This window comes from Peribacillus sp. NPDC094092, from assembly GCF_050279365.1.
Lineage (GTDB): Bacteria > Bacillota > Bacilli > Bacillales > DSM-1321 > Peribacillus.
Window position 1 is genome coordinate 165,980 of the sequence record NZ_JBNNUC010000004.1, and the last position, 24,505, is coordinate 190,484.

General features: G+C 41.1%; 22 protein-coding genes. 3 read left to right on the forward strand and 19 right to left on the reverse strand.

Translation table 11 applies throughout. The features are described from left to right. Positions 1-40: 40 nt before the first annotated feature. Complete coding sequence (locus tag ACQKNS_RS19265) at positions 41-1,867, reverse strand: sigma-54-dependent Fis family transcriptional regulator (protein ID WP_427644888.1); 1,827 nt, start codon at positions 1,865-1,867, stop codon at positions 41-43. Between the two features lie 497 nt (positions 1,868-2,364). Here ACQKNS_RS19265 and ACQKNS_RS19270 point away from each other — a divergent pair, with 497 nt between their 5' ends. Next, positions 2,365-3,846 (forward strand): aldehyde dehydrogenase family protein, encoded by a 1,482-nt coding sequence (locus tag ACQKNS_RS19270; RefSeq protein ID WP_427644889.1) that lies wholly within the window; start codon positions 2,365-2,367, stop codon positions 3,844-3,846. A gap of 177 nt (positions 3,847-4,023) precedes the next feature. On the opposite strand, the gene ACQKNS_RS19275 is transcribed toward ACQKNS_RS19270, so the two are convergent. The 4 genes from ACQKNS_RS19275 to ACQKNS_RS19290 form a co-directional block, all read right to left on the reverse strand. Further along, a complete protein-coding gene (locus ACQKNS_RS19275) occupies positions 4,024-4,728 on the reverse strand; it encodes a TerC family protein (RefSeq protein ID WP_427644890.1) in 705 nt (234 codons plus the stop codon). A gap of 322 nt (positions 4,729-5,050) precedes the next feature. Continuing rightward, entirely contained in the window at positions 5,051-6,538 is a 1,488-nt protein-coding gene (locus tag ACQKNS_RS19280; protein ID WP_427644891.1) for a tagaturonate reductase, read from the reverse strand. An 82-nt stretch (positions 6,539-6,620) separates the two neighbouring features. Continuing rightward, a complete protein-coding gene (locus ACQKNS_RS19285; protein WP_427644892.1) occupies positions 6,621-7,634 on the reverse strand; it encodes a zinc-binding alcohol dehydrogenase family protein in 1,014 nt (337 codons plus the stop codon). Positions 7,635-7,678: 44 nt separating this feature from the next. Then, a complete protein-coding gene (locus ACQKNS_RS19290; protein WP_427644893.1) occupies positions 7,679-9,184 on the reverse strand; it encodes a UxaA family hydrolase in 1,506 nt (501 codons plus the stop codon). Between the two features lie 198 nt (positions 9,185-9,382). On the opposite strand from ACQKNS_RS19290, the gene ACQKNS_RS19295 reads away from it, so the two are divergent. Beyond that, on the forward strand, positions 9,383-10,252 hold the full coding sequence (locus ACQKNS_RS19295; RefSeq protein ID WP_427644894.1) for an AraC family transcriptional regulator: 870 nt from the start codon (positions 9,383-9,385) through the stop codon (positions 10,250-10,252). Positions 10,253-10,350: 98 nt separating this feature from the next. Here the strand turns inward: ACQKNS_RS19295 and ACQKNS_RS19300 are convergent, their stop codons facing one another. From ACQKNS_RS19300 to ACQKNS_RS19335, 8 genes are all read right to left on the reverse strand, one after another. Next, a complete protein-coding gene (locus ACQKNS_RS19300) occupies positions 10,351-11,592 on the reverse strand; it encodes an MFS transporter (RefSeq protein WP_427644895.1) in 1,242 nt (413 codons plus the stop codon). A 156-nt stretch (positions 11,593-11,748) separates the two neighbouring features. Further along, on the reverse strand, positions 11,749-12,750 hold the full coding sequence (locus ACQKNS_RS19305; protein ID WP_427644896.1) for a LacI family DNA-binding transcriptional regulator: 1,002 nt from the start codon (positions 12,748-12,750) through the stop codon (positions 11,749-11,751). A 186-nt stretch (positions 12,751-12,936) separates the two neighbouring features. Further along, a complete protein-coding gene (locus tag ACQKNS_RS19310; protein ID WP_427644897.1) occupies positions 12,937-13,773 on the reverse strand; it encodes an SDR family oxidoreductase in 837 nt (278 codons plus the stop codon). Then, positions 13,770-14,846, reverse strand: coding sequence for a mannonate dehydratase (gene uxuA / locus ACQKNS_RS19315; protein WP_427644898.1), 1,077 nt, complete (start codon positions 14,844-14,846; stop codon positions 13,770-13,772). Before uxuA ends, ACQKNS_RS19310 begins: the two co-directional genes overlap by 4 nt. A gap of 12 nt (positions 14,847-14,858) precedes the next feature. Next, entirely contained in the window at positions 14,859-15,479 is a 621-nt protein-coding gene (locus ACQKNS_RS19320) for a bifunctional 2-keto-4-hydroxyglutarate aldolase/2-keto-3-deoxy-6-phosphogluconate aldolase (RefSeq protein WP_427644899.1), read from the reverse strand. A 13-nt stretch (positions 15,480-15,492) separates the two neighbouring features. Beyond that, positions 15,493-16,512 carry a zinc-binding alcohol dehydrogenase family protein gene (locus ACQKNS_RS19325; protein ID WP_427644900.1) on the reverse strand — a complete coding sequence of 340 codons (1,020 nt, stop codon included), beginning with the start codon at positions 16,510-16,512 and terminating at the stop codon, positions 15,493-15,495. A gap of 8 nt (positions 16,513-16,520) precedes the next feature. Continuing rightward, complete coding sequence (gene allD, locus ACQKNS_RS19330; protein ID WP_427644901.1) at positions 16,521-17,531, reverse strand: ureidoglycolate dehydrogenase; 1,011 nt, start codon at positions 17,529-17,531, stop codon at positions 16,521-16,523. A gap of 26 nt (positions 17,532-17,557) precedes the next feature. Beyond that, positions 17,558-18,514 carry a sugar kinase gene (locus ACQKNS_RS19335; protein ID WP_427644902.1) on the reverse strand — a complete coding sequence of 319 codons (957 nt, stop codon included), beginning with the start codon at positions 18,512-18,514 and terminating at the stop codon, positions 17,558-17,560. A gap of 391 nt (positions 18,515-18,905) precedes the next feature. On the opposite strand from ACQKNS_RS19335, the gene ACQKNS_RS19340 reads away from it, so the two are divergent. Then, positions 18,906-19,823, forward strand: coding sequence for a DMT family transporter (locus ACQKNS_RS19340; RefSeq protein WP_427644903.1), 918 nt, complete (start codon positions 18,906-18,908; stop codon positions 19,821-19,823). A 372-nt stretch (positions 19,824-20,195) separates the two neighbouring features. Here the strand turns inward: ACQKNS_RS19340 and ACQKNS_RS19345 are convergent, their stop codons facing one another. The 6 genes from ACQKNS_RS19345 to ACQKNS_RS19370 form a co-directional block, all read right to left on the reverse strand. Then, positions 20,196-20,834 carry an urease accessory protein UreH gene (locus tag ACQKNS_RS19345; protein ID WP_427644904.1) on the reverse strand — a complete coding sequence of 213 codons (639 nt, stop codon included), beginning with the start codon at positions 20,832-20,834 and terminating at the stop codon, positions 20,196-20,198. Next, positions 20,831-21,307, reverse strand: coding sequence for a nickel insertion protein (gene larC / locus ACQKNS_RS19350; RefSeq protein WP_427644905.1), 477 nt, complete (start codon positions 21,305-21,307; stop codon positions 20,831-20,833). Before larC (ACQKNS_RS19350) ends, ACQKNS_RS19345 begins: the two co-directional genes overlap by 4 nt. Continuing rightward, positions 21,304-22,122 (reverse strand): nickel pincer cofactor biosynthesis protein LarC, encoded by an 819-nt coding sequence (larC, locus tag ACQKNS_RS19355; RefSeq protein ID WP_427645142.1) that lies wholly within the window; start codon positions 22,120-22,122, stop codon positions 21,304-21,306. The genes larC (ACQKNS_RS19350) and larC (ACQKNS_RS19355) overlap by 4 nt, the downstream gene beginning before the upstream one ends. After that, a complete protein-coding gene (gene larB / locus ACQKNS_RS19360) occupies positions 22,103-22,873 on the reverse strand; it encodes a nickel pincer cofactor biosynthesis protein LarB (protein ID WP_427644906.1) in 771 nt (256 codons plus the stop codon). Before larB ends, larC (ACQKNS_RS19355) begins: the two co-directional genes overlap by 20 nt. After that, a complete protein-coding gene (larE, locus tag ACQKNS_RS19365; protein WP_427644907.1) occupies positions 22,870-23,685 on the reverse strand; it encodes an ATP-dependent sacrificial sulfur transferase LarE in 816 nt (271 codons plus the stop codon). The genes larB and larE overlap by 4 nt, the downstream gene beginning before the upstream one ends. A gap of 167 nt (positions 23,686-23,852) precedes the next feature. Continuing rightward, positions 23,853-24,500: a bifunctional 4-hydroxy-2-oxoglutarate aldolase/2-dehydro-3-deoxy-phosphogluconate aldolase gene (locus ACQKNS_RS19370; protein ID WP_427644908.1), complete on the reverse strand. Its 648-nt coding sequence runs from the start codon at positions 24,498-24,500 to the stop codon at positions 23,853-23,855. Positions 24,501-24,505: the final 5 nt, after the last annotated feature.

Here is a 24,505-nt window from a genome sequence, read left to right on the forward strand (position 1 = left end):
ATCAGGTCGGGGATATAAAACAGAATCTTCCATGGAAATCTTATTTTTGATAGTTGATTCCATATTTTTTCATTTTTCTATAAAGCGTATTTCGGCCGATATCGAGTTGTTTCGCGGCCTTACTGATATTTCCATTTGTTCGTTCCAACGCATTCCTGATCAGTAGGGATTCTTGTTCTTGAAAGTTTCTTGGTTCTTGATCGGCGTTTGCCACTTCCTCATGTGAAATGGAAGAAACAGGACAAAGTGCCACAAGCAAGTCCCTTGTAATCGGACCATTATCAGCAAGGAATGCAGCCTGTCCCAGTACGTTTTGCAATTCACGGAAATTCCCTGGCCATGAATATTGCAAAATGAATGCTTTAGCTTCATCAGTCAGTTCGGTATGCTCGCTCTTATAGGGTAAATCCACTAAAATGGATTCTGCCAATAGCAATAAATCTTTGCGACTCCTCAGATTTGGTAGTTTTAAAGATAATCCACAAAGACGGAAAAATAGATCTGCACGGAAATTTCCAGCTTCAATTTCTTTTTGTAAGTCTTTGTTAGTCGCGGCAATGACCCTTACATCGATTGGGATGGAAGCATGTCCGCCAACACGCGTCACACAACGTTCCTGAAGCACGCGTAGCAGAGATGCTTGAGCTTGAAGCGGCATGTCCCCGATTTCATCCAAAAAAAGGGTTCCGCCATTCGCAGCTTCGAACTTTCCCTTATGCCCGGCGTTTTTTGCGCCAGTAAAAGCACCCTTTTCATACCCAAATAACTCACTTTCCAATAAATTTTCGGGAATTGCGCTGCAATTGATGGCGATGAATGGCTTATCACTTCTTAGGCTAGCCCCATGGATGGATTGAGCGAACAATTCTTTTCCCGTTCCGCTTTCCCCAGTGATTAGCAGACTGATATCAAGCGCTGCAGCTCTTTTAGCAATGGATATGGTTCGATTCATTTGCGAATCGTTACTTAATATATCTGTGAATTGATATCGATTAGTTGTTAAACCATCAATCAATTTTTGTTTTTTTAACCGAACGATCACGGATTGTTCCATATTGTCGCTAAGGGTTTGCACCAAAAATTCCTGGTCTTTAATTGAAACCCTTTGTTCCAAAACAAGTGGGTCTGTTCCTGATATTATATTCGATACCGGTTTTTTCAATGTGCCGATAACATGTGAGGCCGCTAAATTGAGATCTGTAACTCTCCCCTCTTTATCAAGGGTAATTAACGGATCAGGATATGAATCATATATAAAATAAAGGTTTTTCTCCCTTTTTTGTGTATGGGACAATAAGAGTGCTTGTTTGATGCTATCAGCCACCCTTTGAACTAAGCTAACGGAAAAAGGATGATAATTCTGTTGATGGCTGCTTAAATTCAAAACACCCAGCAGATGCCCATCTGGGTGATAAATGGGCGATGCGGCACAAGTGAGGAAATGGTTATCCTGATGAAAGTGTTGACTGCCATGAATCAATACAGGATTTTTCTCTACTATTGCTGTTCCTATTGCATTTGTTCCTTTTGAATCCTCTAGCCAATTGGCCCCTTTCCTCAGGGAAACATTATCTGCATGGCGAATGAAAGCTGGATCCCCAACTGTTTCGATGATATATCCTTCAGGGGCAGCGAGTAATAAAATGGACTCCAAACCATTAATCGAGCGATAAACTTCTTCTAAAATGGGGGAAGAATGGTACAGGAGTTCAGCATATCGATCATGGTATTCGGCCAACTCAAATGCCCCAAGCATATCTTCCTTATCCATCATGCTTGGCTGAAGTCCCTTTGAAATGCACCGCTGCCATGATTCTTGGATAAATGCCGGTATGGTTCCTTTATCCACGCTTATATTAACAGACATTGAATCATCCTCCCGTATGTGTAATCGAGTAAATCGGCTACTGCTTTTTATTGAATTTCATAAATGAAACTCTATGTATTTCAGAGCATTCAGGATTCGTTCATTCAGTTTAATTATAACAGAAAATTCAGATACTAACCAAAATGAAAACGGCTTTATGCGAACTGCCTGTCCCTTTTTGTTCCAATATGGAACACCTGTCTGTTCCATATTGGAACAGTTTGGCACCATCCCATTTCGTTCTACTATCTTTTAACTGGGTTTCATCGGATTTCTGTTATGGCATAACTCTTGCATAATTACATGTCGAGAAAGTGATTCCTTTGATAAGGGGGGAAGAATCAGTAATCCAGTTTTTAAAATCATTCTGACTTGCTGTAAGCCAGCCAAAGAGAATTGTTTCAAAAACATAAGATCATGCCTGATCCTTTACTTAGAGAAACGCATTGCCTTAAAAGATATCGAACTTAAAATCCAAATGAAAAGGGGTATTATACATGGAACAAACTATTAAACTTAATCAACGGGTGCAAGAATTCTTGAAGGGCACTAAAAAGCTTTTGATTAATGGGGAATTGGTGGAAGCTGCTTCAGGAAAAACCTTTGAGACCCTCGATCCTTCGAACGGCAAGGTTTTAGCGGTCGTGAGTGAAGCAGGCCCGGAAGATGTAGATAAAGCAGTCAAAGCAGCCCGTAAGGCATTCGACAACGGTCCTTGGAAAAAAATGAGTGCAGCGGAACGCAGCCGCCTCATATATAAATTAGCGGACCTCATGGAGGAACATAAAGAGGCTTTAGCACAATTGGATACCTTGGATAATGGCAAGCCAATTGGCGAAACCACTAATGCCGATGTCCCCCTTGCAATCGATCACTTCCGTTATTATGCTGGATGGGCAACTAAGATAGTAGGACAAACAATTCCTGTTGCTGGAAATTACTTCAATTATACCCGTCATGAAGCTGTGGGGGTAGTAGGACAAATCATCCCTTGGAATTTCCCTCTTCTTATGGCTGCATGGAAATTAGGCGCAGCCCTTGCAACCGGATGTACAATCGTTTTAAAACCAGCGGAACAAACGCCGCTTTCAGCATTATATTTAGGTCAATTGGCGCTTGAAGCAGGTTTTCCTCCTGGCGTTCTCAATGTCATCCCTGGATTTGGGGAAACAGCAGGCTCACCGCTTGTTGACCACCCAGATGTCGATAAAATTGCCTTTACCGGTTCAACCTCTGTAGGGAAAATGATCATGCGCCAAGCTTCGGGAACTGTGAAAAAAATCTCGTTGGAGTTAGGCGGGAAATCACCTAATATCATTCTACCGGATGCTGATATGAGTAAAGCCATTCCTGGTGCTTTAATGGGCATCATGTTTAATCAAGGACAAGTTTGCTGTGCCGGTTCCCGCCTGTATATTCAAAAGAAATCCTATGACAACGTGGTAGCTGACTTAGTGTCTCATGCAAAAAACATTAAACAAGGGGCTGGTCTTGATCCATCTACCCAGATAGGGCCATTGGTTTCCAGTGAACAATTGGAACGAGTGGGCAGTTATATTGAAAAAGGAAAGTCTGAAGGAGCTGAAGTGGTTACCGGGGGCAAATACGGACAGGGAGAAGGCTATTTTGTAACACCTACAATATTTGCAGGTGTTGAAGATGAAATGACGATCGCTAAAGAAGAAATCTTCGGTCCTGTTGTAGCTGCAATGCCTTTTGATGATTTGGATGACGTGATAAACCGCGCAAATAACTCAGAATATGGATTGGCTGCAGGTTTATGGACACAAGATGTAAAAAAAGCCCATTATGTGGCTAATGAATTAAAAGCGGGTACAGTTTGGGTAAACTGCTATAACGCCTTTGATGCAGCTTCTCCATTTGGCGGTTATAAACAAAGTGGAATTGGTCGGGAAATGGGCAGCTATGCTTTGGAAAATTATACGGAAGTCAAAAGTGTATGGATTAACTTAAACTAAATAAAAAAGTGAACGCAACTTAGGATCATTTGGCTCAAATATCGTGATTGCAATGTTGGATATTTTTTAAAAGGTGTACCGAAGCTTCGACTTTGGTACACCTTTTCTTGTTTTATAGCTAATTGAACTTAGACACAAAGAGAGACCTTTCACTTTCGAAAGGTCTCTTTGTATCCATTATCCATTACGTTCGATTTGCATTTTTTCTCTGTTTGTTTTTTCTTTTTCGATATTTTTCTGTCTTGAAATCCCGGCTACCAGGATTCCAATCACCACTATTGCTTCAAATCCATATTTAAGGAAAGGATTTACAAAGTAGTCGTGCATGAAAGGTTCAGCTACGATCATTTTAGCAGCTGTCCAGCCTAGTATTCCTGCACCAATGATAATGATGAATGGGAAGCGTTCAATCAGTTTCAAGATCAAAGTGCTTCCATACATCACTACTGGGATGGAAACTAGTAGACCGATCACCACTAAAGCGAAGTTACCATGTGATGCACCTGCAACAGCCAGGACATTGTCCAATCCCATCAATGCATCTGCGATAATGATCGTTTTTATAGCAGCCCACATAGAGTCTGCAGGCTTCACATCATGTTCTTCTTCATCAATAAGGAGCTTATAAGCGATCCATACGAGGAGTAATCCCCCTATTAAATGCAGTCCTGGCACCTCTAATAGCCAAACAACCAGCAGCGTTGCAATGATCCTTATCACTATTGCCCCGACCGCTCCCCAAATTATCACCTTTTTTTGCTGTTCTTTTGGAAGCTTTCTTGCAGCCAATCCAATAAGGATCGCATTATCACCGGCTAAAACCAGATCTATCATAATGATCGCTAAAAGTCCTGAAATGAATTCACCTGTTAAAAAATCCAACACTATTTCCTCCTTTATACAAAAATAAAGAGACCTCTGCCAAAAATGGCAAAGGTCTCGCTAAGCACTAAATGAATTTAGGCCAATAAAGCCGGTGGGATCTCCACGTAATGACGACTTTATTTCAGGTTATCCCTGACGCTACTCCCCTTCACGGGAATAAAGAATATGTAACTCTTTTAATATATTTCCGTTAGGAAACTACCAAGAAAAAATATTACTAATTCAGTATACCAAAAATACAAATAAAATAAAGAAAAAAATGAGAGATAGGCAGGAGATTCATGAACTTTGCTTGCCCATATCCTTTCAACGGAATAGTTCAGTCAACCATCCCTTCTAAATATTGGCATATTTCGTTACCTAGGTTCGGGATTTCACCCAAATCCTTCCCCCATAGATATTGATTCTTTAAGGTGGCCTCTATCAATTGTCTAAGAGGGATTTCTTGCTTATCATAACGAAGCCATTGTTCCTTGAAAAATTCAATTGTCTTTATATCATCTTTAACGAGATAGGCTTTACCCGCAAAGCTTTTACCAATATAACTCCCCTTCACTTCGCGAACCTTATAAAATCGGATCAAGCCTGAAAAACCTCGAACGATACAGGCAGGCAGCCTGCCTTGCGCCTTATGATATTCCTCTAAGGTAGGCAGGAGACGGACCTTGAACTTGGATATGCTGTTCAGCGAAATATCGGCCAGTTGGTGATGTACAAAAGGATTCTTAAATCGCTCAAGAACACTTTCCCCATACAGCATCATCTCATTATGATCAAAAGGTAATGAAGGTATTATTTCCTTCTCGATGGCATTGCTCAGGAATTGGTTGAATTCCGGATCGTCGACTGCCTGTTTTACTTCTTCCAATCCAGTTAAAATGCCTAAAGGAGCCAACAAGGTATGTGAACCATTAAGAATCCGGACCTTCCTCATTTGATAAGGTGTTAAATCTTTTACCCATCGAACATTTAAGCCGGATTGTTGTAAAGGAAGACGTTCATCTATAGTAGGATCTCCTTCAATGGCCCATAAATGGTAGGGTTCTGCCGTATTCAGTAAAGTATCCTTATATCCCCATTCCGTAAAAAGTTTTTCCGACTCACTGGCTGGGAATCCTGTAACGATACGGTCAACAAGCGAGTTTAAGAATAGGTTGGCGCGGTCCACCCACTCCATGAATGGCTTTGGTAAATCCCAATCCCTGCTATGCTTAAGAACGCATTGCTTCAATGAATCACCATTTCTCTCTAAAAGCTCACATGGCAGCATGATCAGTCCTTTTTTCTCATCTCCGTTGAAATGCTGATAACGATGATACAAAAATGCAGTCAGTTTTCCTGGAAAGGATTCAATTGGCACTCCTTCTTCCAAAGGAATCGGCTGGTATTTGAGACCTGCTTCAGTCGTGTTGGAAACTACAAATTCCAATTCAGGATTTTCTGATAGAGCTAAAAATCCCCCCCATTCTTCATATGGATCAATTACCTTCGAAAAAACGGAAATGATCTCTGTTTGTTCCACTTTCTCCCCTTGGTGAAAGCCACGTAACATTAATGTATACAGCCCATCTTGGCGCTTCACTTCCTCTATTTTCACTTTTCCTGCGCGGCGAGGCTGGGTAACTGCAATACTTCCCATGAAATGACCTTGTTTATTACATTCATGAATCATCCAATCAAAGAAGCCTCGAAGAAAATTCCCCTCCCCAATCTGCAATACTTTTATGGGAAAATCCATCATATGTGAATATTGGTGAGCTTTTGTATCTTTACTCAGGCTCGTTAGCTGACACTTATTTATGTTCATGATCAAAGAACTCCTTTCTTATTGAATTATCGAATTCGGAGTGCGCTTTAAGAGGTTGCCCATGCGAAAGCATACCTGATGCTTAAATCTCGACGATAGCCTTGATCACTTTAGCTTCAGGAGTTAACCACCCTTCAAACTGATCGATCATTTCTTCCAATTGTGTGCGGTGTGTAATATACTGGTCCATATCCAGCTTGTCATTCTTCAGCGTATTCACGACATAATCAAAGTCATCCCTTGTTGCATTACGGCTTCCCATTAATGTAAGCTCTTTACTGTGGAATTCAGGATCATTAAAGGAAATATCCGCTTTTACTAAACCTACATATATCAATCTTCCGCCGTGAGCAGGATATTTAAATGAATCCATCATTGACTTGGCATTACCTGTCGCATCAAATACCACGCTTGGCATATCTCCATTCGTCAATTGGGCCAATTCCTCCATTGGATTCTCCAAAACATTCAAAGTATGATCGACATTTGCCCATTTACTTGCAAACGCAAGGCGTTCATCATTTACATCCATTGCGATCACCTTTGCACCCTGTTCTTTAGCGAATGCCATGACTCCCAAGCCAATTGGACCAGCACCAATTACCAGTGCAAATTCCCCTTTATTAATAGCAGCGCGCCTAACTGCGTGAGCCCCTATACTTAAAGGCTCTATCATTGCGGATTGGTCAAGTGTAAGACCCTCTGTCCTAACCAAATGATCATAAGGAACAGTAATCCACTCACTCATGCCGCCTTCAGCATGTACTCCCAAAACTCTCATATCCTTACAGCAGTTCGTTTTTCCACTTCTGCAAGCCAGGCATTTTCCACATTCCATATAGGGGATGATCGATACTTGATCCCCGACATTCAGCCCCGATTCATTCTCCGGTATGGATTCAATATAACCGGATAATTCATGTCCAAGTATTCGAGGATAGCTAAAAAAGGGTTGATTACCACCATAGGCATGAATATCCGTACCGCAAATTCCTATTCGCCGCACACGAACCAAAGCTTCGCCAGAATTTGGAACCGGCTTATCCGACTCGATCAGCTTAAATTCAAAAGGTTGTTCACAAACAATACTTTTCACTGACTAACACTCCTTTTTAATATTTTAATAGATATGTACACCTGTTAGAGAATGACGCCTTCTTTAAAGATGCTTATCTCCCTATAACCGAATTTTTCATTATTCGTTTTCTGTTTACCTGATGAAAGTTCAAGAATGTATTGGAATAAATCATCCTTTAATTCATCGATCTTTTGACCTTCAATCAACTGCCCTGCGTTATAATCAATCCAGTGTTTTTTACGCTCGGCTAAATCTGAATTTGTTGCTATTTTCAAAGTTGGCACAGGTCCGCCAAATGGTGTTCCCCTTCCAGTAGTGAATAGAACGATATGTGCACCCGCTGCAGCCAAAGCCGTCACCGAAATCAAGTCATTTCCAGGGGAATTGATTAAATTCAAACCATGCTTCACTACCCTTTCACCATATGGGCTAACATCCACTACAGTGGCATGGCCGCCTTTTTGCGTGCACCCAAGTGATTTTTCCTCCAGCGTACTTATGCCGCCTTCCTTGTTTCCAGGTGAGGGGTTTTCATAAATTTCCTGATCATGGCGGATGAAATACTGTTTGAAATCATTAATAAGGCCAACGATTTTATTAAAGGTTTCTTCATCTCTTGCCCTGTTCATCAATATCGTTTCCGCTCCAAACATTTCAGGGACTTCTGTCAATATCGTGGTCCCGCCATTTTCTACAATAAGATCGGAAACAGCACCAACCAATGGATTAGCGGTAATGCCTGAAAAACCATCTGAACCCCCGCACTTCAAGCCTATTTTCAGCTTTGAAACCGGTACGGGCTTGCGTACGAAACCTTCGGCATATTCCACTAATTCCCCCATTAAACGTAGTCCGCTCTCCAATTCATCTTGAACCTCCTGGGCTTTTAAAAATTTTATGCGATTTGGAGGAAATGCGCCTATGACTTCTTTAAATGCTTCGATTTGGTTGTTCTCACATCCTAACCCTACAACTAAAACCCCTGCTGCATTCGGATGTTGAGCCAAGGCAGCCAAAAGTTTCTGTGTATGTGTCAAATCATCACCCAATTGAGAACAACCGTATGGGTGGGAAAAGTGATGAACCCCATCGATTTGTCGATCTTTAAACTGTTCATTTCCCAATTTAGCGAGAACTTCACATGTTTTATTGATGCAACCAACCGTGTTGATGATCCAGATTTCATTTCGGATACCCACTTCCCCATTTTCACGGATATATCCTTGGAAGGTATGATTTTGACTTGGCTCTTTTGGATTTTGACTGCTAGGTTGATAGGAATAATCCAATATACCATGCAAACCGGATGCTAGATTATGGGTGTGAACCCAATCTCCAATGGAGATATCCTTTTTAGCTTTTCCGATCGAGTAGCCGAATTTGATTATGTTCTCCCCTTTTTTTACCGGTTTCACTAACATTTTATGCCCTTTAGGAATGTCATCACTTGCCTTTATATGAATCATTCCCCTGTCTTCCGTTTGAATCTGGAGGCTCTGTCCTTTAAGTATCCCCTCCAAGGAAATAACAACATCATCATTTGAATGCAATTGAACAAATTTATTCACTTTGTCCCCTCCTTATCATTAGTGAAGACGTTCAAAACCAAACGTCAATCCATTCGGAAAGCCCTTTCATTTTCAGCTTGAACTTTTCTAATTTTTAAATATATTTTAATTTTAACATCAATTTTTGAAATATAAATTGCGTATTTTGCTATAAATATACTGATTTTTGTTGTATTATACTTTCAGGAGCTGAACGTAATGAAAAAGATTCATAATGCATTAAACCATGATTTACTCTTCCCATTTTCATTTGTCTATCAAGATACGAAAAGTCCACAGAATGAATTGTCCGATCATATGCATGACTATTATGAAATTGTTTATGTTTACAGCGGTAAGGGGACATTTTTTATCGGTGATGTGTTTTATGATATGCAGCAAGGGGATGTATTCCTGATCCCTAATAATACGATTCATAGGGCTTTACCCAATAAGGATGACCCTGTTACCTCCACCATCATCTTTTTCAGTCCCACATTGATATATAAAGATATGGTTGATGATTCTTTTTCATATTTACATTTATTTGACCTGACAAAAAAGAGTAAGAATTATAAAATATCACTGCCGAAAAAGAAACAAGTAAAGATGGAGGAACAGCTACAACTCATCCTGCAAGAAACCACTAGCCAATCAACGGGCTCGAGGCATGCCTGTTTGCTGACCGTTCATCAAATCATACTTGATTTATACCGTACTCGGATAAATGGCAAAGAAGATTTACCAGAGGGCAATAACTATCGTTCAGAATGGATTAAAGATATCTTAATCTATATTAATGAACATATTGATGATGCATTGACTTTGACAGCTCTTGCACAAAAAGCTTTGGTCAGTCCCGCTCATTTCAGCAGAGTTTTTAAGGAAACGACTGGAATTGGCTTAATAGTATATTTAAATACGAAAAGAATCATCAAGGCAAAGGAACTTTTACTGGAGACGAATCACACCATTGCCCATATTGCTGAAATGTGTGGTTTTGAAAGCATGCCCCAATTTTTTCGCACTTTTAAAAAATACAATGAAAAGACTCCAGCAACATTTCGAAAAGAAAATCGGAAGCGTTAAACATGCCTAGTAAACATATGAAAAATATGAATCCAATAAAAAAGGAAGTGTCTTCCCTTGATATTTCCTTTGGGAGACACTTCCATTCTAACAATCTATTACGCAGGCTTTACTATCGGTCTTACAAAACGGATGACTGCAAGCGATGCGACGATGGCCAATCCACCTGCTAGCAAGAATGCAACTGTGTATGTGCCTGAAGTATCAACAATATATCCTGTTAACGTCGGTCCGATGATTCCTGCAGTATTTGCCAAGAAGTGCATAAAACCTCCTACAGATCCAACATTACCAGGGTCGACAACATCGTTGACGATTGCCCAGTAAATGGCACCAGTCAAATATAGGAAGAAAACGGATAGTGCGACAAGCGTTACGGCACTGATCGTTGTGGATACAAGTCCGGCAAAACCGATACATACTGCCGATAAGAACAAACATGTTACAAGCACGAGCTTACGTGAGAATAAAACACCTTTTTGAGCGAATTTTTTAAAGAAGAAATCCGACACGAATCCCCCCAAAGCAAGTCCGATGAATCCAAAAATCCACGGAATCACAGTAATGATGCTCATATTTTCTACACTTAGGCCGCGTGCATCCACCAAATAGCTTGGGAACCAAGTTAAGAAAAAGAAGAGAATATAGTTGTAAGAAAAAAAGGCTAGAGCTGTAAACAAAACCGTTTTTTGTTTTAAATAAAAGGTGAACTTCAACTTCCCTTCCGATGTTGCCGCTACATAAGATTTCCCCGTATGCTTCTGTTCTTTTGTATCTTCTGGTTTTTCTTTCACGAACTTCCACCAGCAAATCGCCCAGATAAGACCAATCACCATTATGGCAATGAAAGAAACCCTCCATCCATATGAGATGGCAATAAATCCAACAATCGGACCTGCTATGGCGCCGCCAAGCGGCGTCCCGCTATTCGTCAAACCAACGACAGATGCCCGTTGATTCGCTGGGAACCAGTTATTCACCATTTTATTGATGGTTGCCGAAAGAGGGCCTTCGCCCATCCCAAACAAGATGCGGATGACTATCATACTGGCAAAACCGACAGCCAGTACAAGTGCACCACTGAATAAAGACCAAACGATCATCGCCACGAATAGCGTAAGTTTTGCACCCCATTTATCGGACGCCATTCCTCCAAGGAAATTAAAAATGGCATAACCAACTGAAAAGCTACTAAAGATAATCCCCATTTGTGTTGCTGTTAAGGATAAATCATCTTGGATGAACGGAGCTGCAATGGACAGTGCAGATCGGTCCAGATAATTTATTACCCCTGCCAAGAACAAGAAAACGATAACCATTCCTCTACCATTTGAAAACATAAAGTACCCCCCTATACGTTCCTATAAATGCAACAGCACTTTGGAAACGTTTCCATTTAATAACCAAGAGTAAAGCCTATATGACCGTTAACTAAATCGGTTTAGAATTCCCTTAAAAAAGCACTTTCTTTTTCACAGGAATTCTTACAACCGGTTCTAGCAAGAATTCCTTGAAAGCAAAGTCGGTTTCAAGCGATGCACGCTTGTATCCTCTTTTCCTGTTTTATTGATTTGACTAAGCAGTAACTCTGCTGCCAAGTTGGCCATTTCAATGGCTGGCTGATTGACCGTTGTGATGGTCGGTGTATAGAAACTGGCATAAGGTACATCATCAATCCCTATGACCGCTATGTCATCAGGTATACTGATTTCATGCTGTTTCATATAACGCAACACTTCATTGAGTACGATATCATTTCCTGCCAAAATGGCTTGAGGCGGCTTTTCCAATTCGAAAAATTCTGAAAGTGCAATCTGAATTTCATCTGCGTTCACTGTTTTAATATATTCAGAATTGAATGGTATCCCATGTGACTCCAGTGAATCCCTGTACCCTTGGATCCGTTCGATACGAGGACTGATATCGCGTATTATTGAAGTGGTTATGATTGCAATGGTTTCATAACCCTTTTCAATAAACCTGTCGATCGCTAACTTGGAAGCAAGGTGATTATCGAGCATGACTGTTGCAATATCCAATTCTTCGATCGTCCTATCCATGAAAACAATCGGGAAATGATCACTCTTCATACGTTGATATAAATCAAGATTGTCCCCTGTGGGAAAAATGATGATCCCATCCACTTGTTTTGCTCTTAGCATTTCAATATAATTCTTTTCCTTTTCAGGATTGTCATCTGCATTGCATACGATAATATGGAACCCTTGTTCATAAAAGTAGTTTTCTATGGCCCTAATAACTTGCGTTGAAAACGTGTGAAGGATATTCGCAACCACCACCCCAACGGTAAAAGTGGATTTTTGTTTTAAACTGCGAGCTATTATATTAGGCTGATAGTTTAATTCTTCTATTGTTTCTTCAATCTTTTTCCTGGTTTTTTCACTCATATATTCGTAACGTTTGTTCAGGTATTGGGAAACTGTGCTTTTTGATACTTTCGCGTGATTGGCGACATCGGTAATTGTAATGGTTTTCAATTCATTCATTCCTGTCGTGTGGTTTCAAATTCTCTAATACCAAAATGACTTAGATTTATAAGGAATATTCTATAATAATAAGGAAAGCTTTACAATCACCTTCTGATGAAGTAAAAAAGTCAATTTCCCATACCGTGAATATAATCTAATCACGTTCACTTGTTTGCCTTTTTATTGGGCCTGACTTCAGACACCTGAGTATGCCATGAAACCACCATCGACTGGCACCGTAATTCCTGTGACAAAGCCCGAATAGGATTCATCAACAAGCCAAAGCAAGGTACCAAGTAAATCTTCAGGCTGCCCAAAGCGCTTCATGGGTGTTGAAGTAATGATTTTATTAGATCTTGCCGTCGGGCTGCCATCTTCATTAAGCAGAAGATCCCGATTTTGCTTCGTCAAAAAGAATCCGGGAGCAATGGCATTCACCCGTAAACCTTCTTCGGCAAAATGAACAGCCATCCACATGGTAAAATTATTTATCGAAGCTTTGGCAGCACTATATGCTGGTACTTTAGTCATTGGAGCGTAGGCGCTCATGGAAGATACATTTACGATAACTGGTGCTTCCACTTTCAATAACTCTTTCCCAAAAACCTGACTGGCCAAAAATGTACCGGTGAAATTACTGGCAAAAACCTGAGAGAAACCATTTTCATCTAAATCAAAAAAGGATTTTCCTTCCGCTTCTTCCCCATATTTCTCTGGAGCTGTTATGGCATCAGGGTGATTGCCTCCCGCACCATTTATTAATAGATCCACTCTTCCGAACGATTCTATTATTTTACCTTTTGCATTTTCCAATGAAGTCCTATCCAAAACGTCAGCAGCGATGGAAATCGCAGTCCCCCCAGTTTGTTCTATGAGTTCGACCACTTCTTGCCCTTTTTCCGCCGTTCTGTTCAATATAGCTATCTTGACACCATGACGGGCCAATTCCACCGCCATTTTGGAACATAAAACACCACTTCCGCCAGTGATCACAGCCACCCTGTTCGATAAGTTTTCATGAATGGGAATCATGACTTTTCACCTAATTTAGTCGCTTCATATGCATCCCATAATCCGAGCAAATACATGATTCCCAATGCTCGGTCATATAAACCGTAACCTGGGCGGCAAACTTCACCCCATATATGGCGACCATGATCCGGTCTGACATAACCAGTATAATTTTGCTTATTCAATTCTTCCACGACGCCCTGAATATTGATCGATCCATCCTGGGTATAATGTGATGTTTCCACAAAGTCTCCGTTTTCATAAATCTTCACATTGCGAATATGGGAGAAAGGCGAACGGTTTGCATACTTTTTAGCCACCTGGACCATATCATTTTCAGGGTTTGCCCCCATCGATCCTGTACATAAGGTAAACGCATTCGATGGTGAATCCGAAATCGAGATCAGTTTTTCATAACTTGACTCTCCGGTGATGATTCTTGGCAAGCCAAAAATGGACCATGGCGGATCATCCGGGTGTATTGCCATTTTTATACCGCAAGCCTCGGCAACAGGTAATATTTCTTTTAGGAATATTTCAAGATTTGCCCATAGCTGCTCTTCGTCCACAGTTTTGTAAGCTTCGAATAATTCAGAGATTCTGTCCATCTTTTCTGGTTCCCAACCTGGTAAAGTTAAATCTGAAGCTTCCGTTACAGTACGAATTAAATCTTGCGGATCTAATGTATCCACTTTCGCTTTTTCATAAAACAGGGCAGTTGAGCCATCTTCCAAAGGATGGAACATTTCCGTCCGGGTCCAATCAAAGATCGGCATGAAATTATAACAAATGACTTTCACTCCAGCTTCCGAAAGATTCCGGATCGTCTCTTTGTATTTCTCTATATATATCGTGCGGTCTTCGTTACCCAATTTAATCGATTCATGGACATTTACACTTTCTACGACATCCGTGTGAAAACCAAATGATTGAATATACTCGATTTCTTCTTTAATTTCTTCTTTTTCCCAAACCTCACCAACAGGTTTTTGGTGAAGTGCCCATACAATCCCTTTCACTCCAGGAATCTGTTTAATGTGATCTAATGTAACGGTATCATTGTCTTTCCCATACCATCTAAATGTAATGTTCATCATGCACCTCCATCATTCTGCAATTTTCCGCATGTATTTTCCGCTTAATTCCACTGCGGCTTCATAGCCGCCATTTTGATAGGCTTTGTTCAAGTCACTGCCGATCCCGATTGCAACCGCGCCCGCATTCACCCATTCCTTCATGTTATCCAAATTTATTCCCCCGGTTGGCATGATCCTTACATTGGGCAGTGGACCATTAACCGACTTGATGAAAGAAGGTTCAAAATGGTTGGCCGGAAATAACTTCAACACATCACAACCGGCTTCCAATGATGTAGCCATTTCTCTAATTGTCATGCATCCAGGCATATAGGGAATGCCGTATCGATTGCAAAGTTCGGCTACGCCATTGACAAAGTAGGGGCTGACGATAAAATTGGCGCCAGCTAAAATCGCATGCCGAGCCGTTTCAGAATCAAGTACCGAGCCTGCTCCTAATAGTGCATCCGTATTTTGCAGTTCTTTGAAAGCATCTTCAATTCCCGGAGTAGTATAGGTCAATTCGATTGCCTGAATACCGCCTTCTACAGCTGCTTTAGAAAGTTGTACCGCCTCCTTTGCATCCTGCCCCCGGATAACAGCCACAACTTTCGTTTCCGTTATTCGACGTATGATTGAATGTTTATCCATAACACCTACCTCCTTAATTAAAAACGATGATCGCTTTTCGAACTTGCTCGGGATGATTTTCAACAAAATTAAATGCTTCCTGGATATCATCTAGCGAAAATGTATGGGTAACTAAACCTTCATGTCTGAGCTTTCCTTCATTTAAAAGTTTAACCACTTTCGGGAACTGATCGGTTTGCAATCTAGACCCTTTCACCGATACTTCCTTTTTTGTGATTGGCAGCTGGGAAACCGATGAAGGACGTTCATCAAAACCGAGTACGACAATCCGCCCCGCCGTTGACACGACATCGAAGGACAATTCGAATGTCATCGGCAAGCATACTGCATCAATGACGACGTTGGCCCCTTGGCCATTCGTCCATTCTTCCACTCGTTTTTGAACATCTTCTTTTCCAGCATGGACGGTGATATCGGCGCCGCTTTCTTTAGCGAATTCCAAACGCTCATCACTTAAATCCGTGATCATTACTGTTGCTCCTTGAAGCTTTGCCATCTTTAGTATGCAAATTCCAATAGGCCCGGCTCCCTGGATAAGGACTGTGTCCCCTTCCTCCACTTCGCCTCTCCAAACGGCCTGTGCGCCGATTGTGTATGGCTCTGCCAACACTATTTCTTCCCATGATAAATCGGAATCCACAACATGTAATTGTTTTTCCGGAAGGACGAACCATTCCCTCATCCCACCATCTTCGTGCACCCCAAAAACGGAAAGTTTTTCACAAACATTTTGGCGGCCTTTACGGCAGGCATAACACTCCCCGCAAAAACTGATGGGCTCAATGACAACGTGGTCCCCCACTTTCATGCCCTTGACACCTTGACCTATCTCCATAACTTCCCCCGCAACTTCATGCCCAACGACTCGCGGCAGTGTAGCAAGAGGATTCGTACCATGATAAATATGCATATCCGATCCGCAAATGCCGACTCTTTTTACTTTCACAAGTACATCCGTCGCGTTTGAAATCCGAGGTTTTTCCACTTCTTGAACGATAAGTTCATGAGCTTTCCGTACTTGAACCGCTTTCATTTTCCCACCTACTTTGTAAGAAATTCATAAACACTAGATGCTATCGTAATACCTTGTTTCAGGTTTTTTTCTTCATTGATTTGTTCAATCTCACCCGGTACATATACACGATCGAACCCTGGAGCAGGTTCAACCTGTTGCAGCTCTTCAATCATTTGATCCATTTGCTCTAAAAATATATCAGTATCCGTAAAGAACGAAGGATTAATTACACAAAAATAATGTCCCAGCTTCCGTTTCTTATCAAGGTCGTCATACATTTTCCCAATGTGCGGGCCAAATGCCGCACCGGCCAATAATCCAGAAAATACATCTACAATTACGGATAGGCCATAGCCTTTCGGACCTCCGAAAGTGGAAAGGGAAACGACTTTATTCGGGTCAGTGACATTTGCTCCATTTTCATCCACACCCCATCCTTCAGGGATTTCCTTTCCTTCTTCGCGTGCCTGGAGGATTTTCCCCAGCGCAACATTGGATGTTGCCATATCAAGAATAAAGGGTTTCTTCGTTTTGGCAGGAACTCCGTAAGCGATTGGGTTGGTACCAAGAAATGATGTTTTTCCTCCGAAAGGGACCACAATTTTATCGGTATGTGACATCGCGATGCCAATCAACTTTGCATCAGCGGCTTTTTGAACGAAATAGCTTAATGCACCGCAATGGCTGCTATTTTGAACCGTCACCATGCCCACGCCGTTTTCTCTAGCCATCTCGATTGCATGGTCCATGGCCACGTCGCTAATCACATGCCCAAATCCATCATCTCCATCAACTACACCTGTAACGGCTCCTGTCTTTTGGAAAGAAATCTGGGCATTCGGATTTATGCCTCCTGCCTGTAAACGGTTCACATAATGCTCTGTTCGCAACACACCATGGGAATTGACATTTCTGAGATCGGCATGAACCAATACTTCCGCGATTTTCCCGGCATTCCCTTCATTTAAACCCACTTTGGTCAGCTGTTGAATGACTAATCGTTTTGCTTCCTCGGCTTGTATCGTTACTGTTGCCATTTTTCCCCCTCATTTCTTTCAGTCATCTATCTTTCTATAACAGCCTCATTCTTTATGAAAGGCTTTACTTCATCCAAATATGGTAATCCTTCATTGTCCCCGGTAACAGTGGTGACAAGAGCACCTACCCCATTTGCGAATGTCAATCTTTCTTCAATGGATAAGCCATGTAGATAACCGTAAATATAACCGGCATCATAACCATCACCCGCACCGACCGTATCTACTGGTATAACCGGGAAGGCTTCTTTTTCATGCCATACACCTTTGGTATATAGTTTTGAACCATGTTTCCCGTCCTTAATAACAAGCTGGTCAATATCATTCACCATTGCGAATTCCGCCAAAGATTCTTTAGAGTCCGTTCCGATGATCAACCTTATTTCATCCAAACCTGTAAGCAAAATATCAACACATGGAAAAATATCACAATATACTGATCTTGCTTCCTCGATGGACCATAGCTTTAGGCGGATATTCGGATCAAAAGAAACTGGTATATTTTTTAGTTTTGCAATATCCATTACCCTCTTGGCAATTACCACATTTTTGGGATCTATAGCCAAAAATACTCCAGTAAGGTGGACTATATCAATCTCTTCAAACATCTTCTCTGTTATATCTCCCGGCTTTAAAGTTAAAATGGGAGATTGATAACGGTAATAAAATGTCTTTCCGGAACCATCTTCCCGGATTTCTTTAAAGTTAAGGGATGTTGGATATCCATTTACATAGGCAACATCACTCATGTCCACGCCTTCCCCGCGAGCGAAATTATATATCACTTTACCGAACTCATCCTTGCCTAAGCGGCTTATCCATTTTGCCCGCATGCCGAGCCTAGCACAGCCAATCGCAAAATTCAGTTCAGCGCCTCCTACTTTTCGCTCAAAACGGTTAACGAATCTTAAAGGTCCTGTCTCTTCCGGATTTAGCGTAATCATGGCGTCGCCAAGCGTTAAAACACCATATTTTGATGACAATACAGTACCTCCTTCTTTCGCAGTCACAAATCAAAACTAAAACATTTGATTCTATCACTTTTTAGCTAAATCGATTTAGTAAATTACTAAACCGGTTTGGTAAATCATAAGGAAATTGTAAATGAAAACCCTATCAAAGACAATAGAAAAGTTTGATAATTTTTAATTTTATTTTTATTTGTTGTTTTCTCATTTTATTTTATAGCCAAATTTTTTCTAAAAAACCTTTTTGCGGTAAAATTGAAAGAATTGTTCATGCTCTTTTTTTTTACTGTTTATGAGTTTCTGATTTTTCATTCTAGGACTTTCTATCAAATTTACTCTTTGCTATTAATTTGGAGAAAGTTGTATAATATATCAATTGTTAAATAAGTTTGAAAGGTTGTTTCGAATGAGTCTTTTGAAAATATACATCTTGCTTACCGGAATAATGATTACATGGGGGTTAAATGTCTCGGTCATTAAAGTTTTGGTTGCGAATACCCAGCCCGTAACCATAACCTCTTTGAGGATTTTTACTGCTTCTCTTATAGTCATTCTTATCCTTTTCTTTTTTGGACTAATACGGTTCCCTAAAAAAAGTGAACTTTTTTACGTTTTTGGAGGAGCACTTTTGAGCGTCGTTTTTCATCATTATTTTTTAGCTGAGGGATTGACGAAGACTTCTGCATCGAATGCTGGACTGATTTTGGGCATGGGGCCAATTTTGACTGTCATCTTGACCATGATATTTTTTCGTAAAAAGCCCACTTTAATCAGGCTGTTTGGATTTATATGCGGTGCCTTGGGTGTAAGTTTTACCGTTATGGCAGGAAGTGGAGGACTTCACTCTATTAATCTGGGGGATGTGGATATTTTACTTTCCATACTTTCACAGGCATTAAGTTTCATACTTATCAATAAAGCCTCAAAAACAATGGATCCTCGATTACTTACCGGCTACATGATGCTGATCGGGTCTTTTATTCTTTTTGCCATCAGCTTATGGAAGGAACCAGAGGGCTTATCTTCACTGGCAACTGCACCGCCCTCCATTTGGGGAGCTTTCATTTTCTCCGCCATTTTTGCCACTGCCCTCGGGCACATGAGCTATAATTATGCCATTGGTAAGGTAGGCGCAGCCGAATCATCCATTTTTCTTAATTTAAACACCTTATTCTCTTTGCTAGGGGCAGCATTTTTCCTTAATGAAGCCATTGTACCTGCACATTTCATTGGACTTATCTTCATTGTTTCGGGAGTATTGCTTGGCTCGGGTGCCATTGAAATATGGATTCTTCAAAGGAAAAATAAACGTATATCTGCCTAGCGGCAACGGCAACCCCTAGATTTCATTACAAGAATAAGAGACCCTATGACACTACCATCCCAATGGCTAGCAGTGTCATAGGGTCTTATTATAAATTGTCCACCCTCCCTTCCTTCTACAGATGATTATAAACCTTCGAAACATTTTTTCAGAATAATAATTTACGATTCATATCCGCTGCAATATACCCCTAAATTCAAATGGACATGTCCATTGAAGTGTGCCCGTTATGATAAGCTTTTTGTCGGCTGTGGCCCTTTTTTTTCTGATAAACCTCCTTGAAGACTTTTTGTTTGATGAATTAATAAATATAAAAGAGACTGTCTATGGATTACAGACAGCCTGAGATTCCGTAAATAATGAAAAAGTAAATCAATTAACCCAGATTGCAAACAATCCTTCTGTTACACCCAATTTGTATATATAATAAAGTCCGAATGCAAAACTTAAAGCTCCCGACAGTTTGATGAAGATTCGGTTTAAAACGAGGTCCTTTCCATTCAAAGCAAACGGTATGCCTAGTAAAGTTGTAAAACACAGCATGCCAATAATCGTACCTGCGCCAAATATAATGATATAGATGGATCCTTCTCCTATACCGTTTACGGTCGACATCGTTAGAATGACCATTGCAGCACTGCCCGCGAGACCATGGACGAATCCAATTAAAGCAGACACCAAAAAAGGACGAAATCCATCTTTGTCGTTCGTGATGTTAGGGCGAGCTTTAAATAAACTTTTGGCCCCTAGCATGACAAGCATAATACCAACGCCGAATTCCAGCGTCATACTTATCGACTCTGGAATTTCCCCTTTCATCCAAATGAATAGCATACCTATAAAAAACAGCGTACATGTATGGCCTATTCCCCAATACACCCCCGTTAGAGTGGATCGCGATAATTTTTTCGTTTTTCCTGCCGTGGTTGCTACTGCAATAACATGGTCCGGCTCTAAAGAATGCTTTATCCCTAATAGGAATCCTAATGTAAGAATCGACACCAAGCTCATTTCTCTATTACCTCCCCAAGACACTTCCATACTTCTTCATACACCCTTTTAAGAGGTATATTGTTCTGAACGGCAATTTTACGGCAATCTTCATATTCAGGTGCCTGCTGTATGGGTTTTCCCTCATGGAACCCTCTCTTTATCTTCACTTGCCCCCATTGTGTATCTACATGTAAAAAATTTCGTTCAAGCCTATGCACGGTTAGAGGATAGTAGCGAATACCGAGAGTAGTCGTTTCAGCAAATAATATCTTCTTGATTTTCGAAATCACCTGCTGTGAACATAGAAGTTGCAATAACACCCCCGGTCGATTTTTTTTCATGAAGATTGGCGTATAAAATACATCATTGGCCCCTGATTCAAACAACAAATCCATGACATGACCAAGCCATTCACCGGAAATATCATCTAGATTCACTTCCATTTTTACCATTTGATCATCAAGATGCTCATGATCTTGTGGGCGATTCATTGGCACTCCCCTATAATGATGCGAAGGACGTTCGGATGATTTTCAAATGTTTTTGTCCCCGCACCATAGCCAATCGATTCGACAGTCATGGCTGGAAACGAGCCGAATTTTTCGGCTAAAACCGCAGCGATGGCAGCACCGGTGGGCGTTGCTAATTCAGAACGAATACCGTTTGAGGCAATCGGTACCCCCTTTAATATTTCAAGTGTGGCAGGTGCAGGAACCGGGTATATTCCGTGATCGATATGTATATGTCCAGATCCCGTTGGAATGGCTGATGACTGAACTGATTCAATGCCTAGCTGATCGATTAAAATTGCAGTACCGATTATATCTATTATTGAATCTACCGCTCCTACCTCATGAAAGTGAACTTTATCAAGCGGAAGCCCGTGTATATGCCCTTCCGCTTCCCCAATCTTCTTAAATATGGCGAGTGACATGTTTGTTACCGATTCATTAAGGTTCGCCTCATTAATAGCTTCTACAATCTGTTTGTAGGTACGGCTACCATGATGATTGTGATGTACATGGCTATGGTTGTGTTCGATTTCATGACTGTGGCTGTGTTTATGTCCATGACTGTGGCTGTGTTCATGTGGTTGTTCGGAATGACTGGTAAGAATGACATCAAATTTAGTACTTGTAATGCCATTTTTGACGACCTTCCCCCATGACAGAGTATATTCTTCATCTATATTCAGCTTTTTTAACTCTACTTCCATTTGTAATGGGTCTGCACCTGCATCGATCAACGCACCAATAACCATATCTCCGCTTATGCCGGAAAAGCAGTCAAAATACAATGTCTTCATCATCATTGATCTCCTTTTTATGTACAAGTTTGTATATAATCGCTGCATTGTAGGCTGCACCAAACCCATTATCGATGTTCACCACACTTACACCGGATGCGCATGAATTAAGCATTGATAAAAGGGCCGATAAACCGTTAAAATTGGCCCCGTAACCGATACTTGTCGGAACAGCAATAATTGGATTCGTGACAAGGCCTCCTAACACACTTGGAAGTGCCCCTTCCATCCCCGCTACACAAACTGATACGGTAGCCCCTCGTATCTCGTCTATATTATCAAGGAGGCGGTGCAGCCCTGCAACGCCAACATCGTATATACGCCTGACTGGAATACCTAGTGTTTCGGCCGTCACGGCAGCTTCTTCAGCAACGGATAAATCTGATGTCCCGGCGCATACAATTGCAATATATGAACTCTCGGATTTGGGCTTTACTTTAACCCAAGCAAGTGTCCGGGCCATATCGTTATACTCAAATTCACTACATTCTTTTTGTACAAAAACTGCCTTTTCCCGAGAAATTCGAGTCACTAGCACAGAATCATTCCTTGTACGCAGTGATTGTACAATCGTTAATATTTGCTCAGCTGTTTTCCCTTCTCCAAACACAATTTCGGGAAAGCCTTGTCTCCTTTTACGATGATGATCAATTTTTACAAACCCTAAATTTTCATATGATGCAAGTTTTTCCTTTGCCTCAGCTGCTGTCAATGAACCCTTTTGAACCTGCTCTAAAATATCATCAATCATATCTTTTCTTCCTTTTTAAGTGCTATATTCATACTTCCGCTTGTATAACCCGTGAGATCCATTGATACATACTTATAACCAAATTGCTTCAGTCGTTTCGTGATCGCCACATGGTATTGGAGCACTCGTTGCATATCAACGGGTTCAACTTCAATTCGGGCTGTATCCTCATGCGTCCTGACCCTTACCTGATGAATATCCAATGATTTTAAGTAAGCTTCTGATTTATCCACTTTCGTCAATTTTTCCTTCGTTATGATATCGCCATATGCAATACGTGAAGATAGGCAAGCGAATGATGGTTTATTCCAGGTCGGCAAACCGGCTTGCTTGGACAACACTCTTATTTCTTCCTTGAATAAACCGGCTTCCAGAAGTGGTCCCCTGATTCCTTTTTCTTTAGCTGCTTTCATGCCCGGACGAAATTCGTTGGCATCATCAGCGATGACTCCATAAATTATATTATTGAATTCGTATTCTTCAAGAATAGGAAGCAGGTGGTCAAATAAACTACTTTTACAAAAGTAACAGCGATTCTGATTATTTTCTGAATATCCAGGAATGGCCAACTCCGAAGTTTGAATGACCCGATGGTTGGCACCAATCCATTTTGATAGCATAATGGCTTCTTTCAGCTCACTCGACGGATAAGTTTCCGAGTCTGCTGTAATGGCTAACACATTATCAGGACCCAAAGTATCAATAGCAACATTTAACAAAAAAGTGCTATCCACCCCTCCTGAAAAAGCGACTACAACCGACTCCATTTTTCGGAGAATCCCTTGAAGATTTCTATACTTTTCTAGTAACATAGCACTTTTCCCCTTTCTGGCTTGTCTGAATTTATCTACTGTCCACCAGCAATAACACCCTTGATGGACTGCTAAAAGATTGAACGAGATACATCAAATCGGTAAGAAAGGAGGAAATTAACACAATCATACTTTCATTCCCGGCACTTGTTGAACCGAAATTGATATTAGCGACGGATTGCTTTAGCTTTTTGTACGATAGCTGAAAATTTTTTTGCCGTTTCTGTCAGCCTGGTGTAATCTTCACCTGTAATCAATTTCGCAGGATTGATCAATGAACCACCAAGTCCAGCCGCGATGGCACCTGCCTTGAAAAAGGATGCGAGGTTGTCAAGGTTGACTCCTCCAGTTGGCATAAGTGGAATGTGAGGAAGCGGTCCTTTAAGATTGCTAAAGTAGTTAACACCCAGTGCATCTGCCGGGAAAACTTTAATTATGTCAGCTCCATGCTCATAAGCGGTCAATATTTCGGTTGGTGTGAGCGCTCCAGGGATACTAATAACGCCATAGCGCTTCGCCATTTTAATCGTTTTGACATTGACGGTTGGAGAAAAGATAAATTCCGCCCCTGCCATGATGACCGCACGGGCCGTTTCAGGATCCAAAACTGTACCGGCACCCGCAATGATTTCATCACCGAACTCCTCTTTCACACTTTCAATTAAATGGCACACTTTAGGAGTTTCCACTGTTATTTCTAGTGTTCGGATGCCCCCTTCTTTCAGGGCCCGGGCAATTGGTATAATTTGTTCTGGGCGTGCACCGCGAATGACGGCTACCAGCTTCCCATGTTTAAGCTTTTCCAGTTTGGTCATTTTTT

What these genes read in the sequence shown, in the direction of transcription:
- ACQKNS_RS19265 (WP_427644888.1), bottom strand. Translation starts at nt 1,867, where the DNA reads ATGTCTGTTAATATAAGCGTGGATAAAGGAACCATACCGGCATTTATC.
- ACQKNS_RS19270 (WP_427644889.1), top strand. Translation starts at nt 2,365, where the DNA reads ATGGAACAAACTATTAAACTTAATCAACGGGTGCAAGAATTCTTGAAG.
- ACQKNS_RS19280 (WP_427644891.1), bottom strand. Translation starts at nt 6,538, where the DNA reads ATGAACATAAATAAGTGTCAGCTAACGAGCCTGAGTAAAGATACAAAA.
- ACQKNS_RS19295 (WP_427644894.1), top strand. Translation starts at nt 9,383, where the DNA reads ATGAAAAAGATTCATAATGCATTAAACCATGATTTACTCTTCCCATTT.
- ACQKNS_RS19300 (WP_427644895.1), bottom strand. Translation starts at nt 11,592, where the DNA reads ATGTTTTCAAATGGTAGAGGAATGGTTATCGTTTTCTTGTTCTTGGCA.
- ACQKNS_RS19310 (WP_427644897.1), bottom strand. Translation starts at nt 13,773, where the DNA reads ATGATTCCCATTCATGAAAACTTATCGAACAGGGTGGCTGTGATCACT.
- uxuA (WP_427644898.1), bottom strand. Translation starts at nt 14,846, where the DNA reads ATGAACATTACATTTAGATGGTATGGGAAAGACAATGATACCGTTACA.
- ACQKNS_RS19320 (WP_427644899.1), bottom strand. Translation starts at nt 15,479, where the DNA reads ATGGATAAACATTCAATCATACGTCGAATAACGGAAACGAAAGTTGTG.
- ACQKNS_RS19325 (WP_427644900.1), bottom strand. Translation starts at nt 16,512, where the DNA reads ATGAAAGCGGTTCAAGTACGGAAAGCTCATGAACTTATCGTTCAAGAA.
- allD (WP_427644901.1), bottom strand. Translation starts at nt 17,531, where the DNA reads ATGGCAACAGTAACGATACAAGCCGAGGAAGCAAAACGATTAGTCATT.
- ACQKNS_RS19340 (WP_427644903.1), top strand. Translation starts at nt 18,906, where the DNA reads ATGAGTCTTTTGAAAATATACATCTTGCTTACCGGAATAATGATTACA.
- ACQKNS_RS19345 (WP_427644904.1), bottom strand. Translation starts at nt 20,834, where the DNA reads ATGAGCTTGGTGTCGATTCTTACATTAGGATTCCTATTAGGGATAAAG.
- larC (WP_427644905.1), bottom strand. Translation starts at nt 21,307, where the DNA reads ATGAATCGCCCACAAGATCATGAGCATCTTGATGATCAAATGGTAAAA.
- larC (WP_427645142.1), bottom strand. Translation starts at nt 22,122, where the DNA reads ATGAAGACATTGTATTTTGACTGCTTTTCCGGCATAAGCGGAGATATG.
- larB (WP_427644906.1), bottom strand. Translation starts at nt 22,873, where the DNA reads ATGATTGATGATATTTTAGAGCAGGTTCAAAAGGGTTCATTGACAGCA.
- larE (WP_427644907.1), bottom strand. Translation starts at nt 23,685, where the DNA reads ATGTTACTAGAAAAGTATAGAAATCTTCAAGGGATTCTCCGAAAAATG.
- ACQKNS_RS19370 (WP_427644908.1), bottom strand. Translation starts at nt 24,500, where the DNA reads ATGACCAAACTGGAAAAGCTTAAACATGGGAAGCTGGTAGCCGTCATT.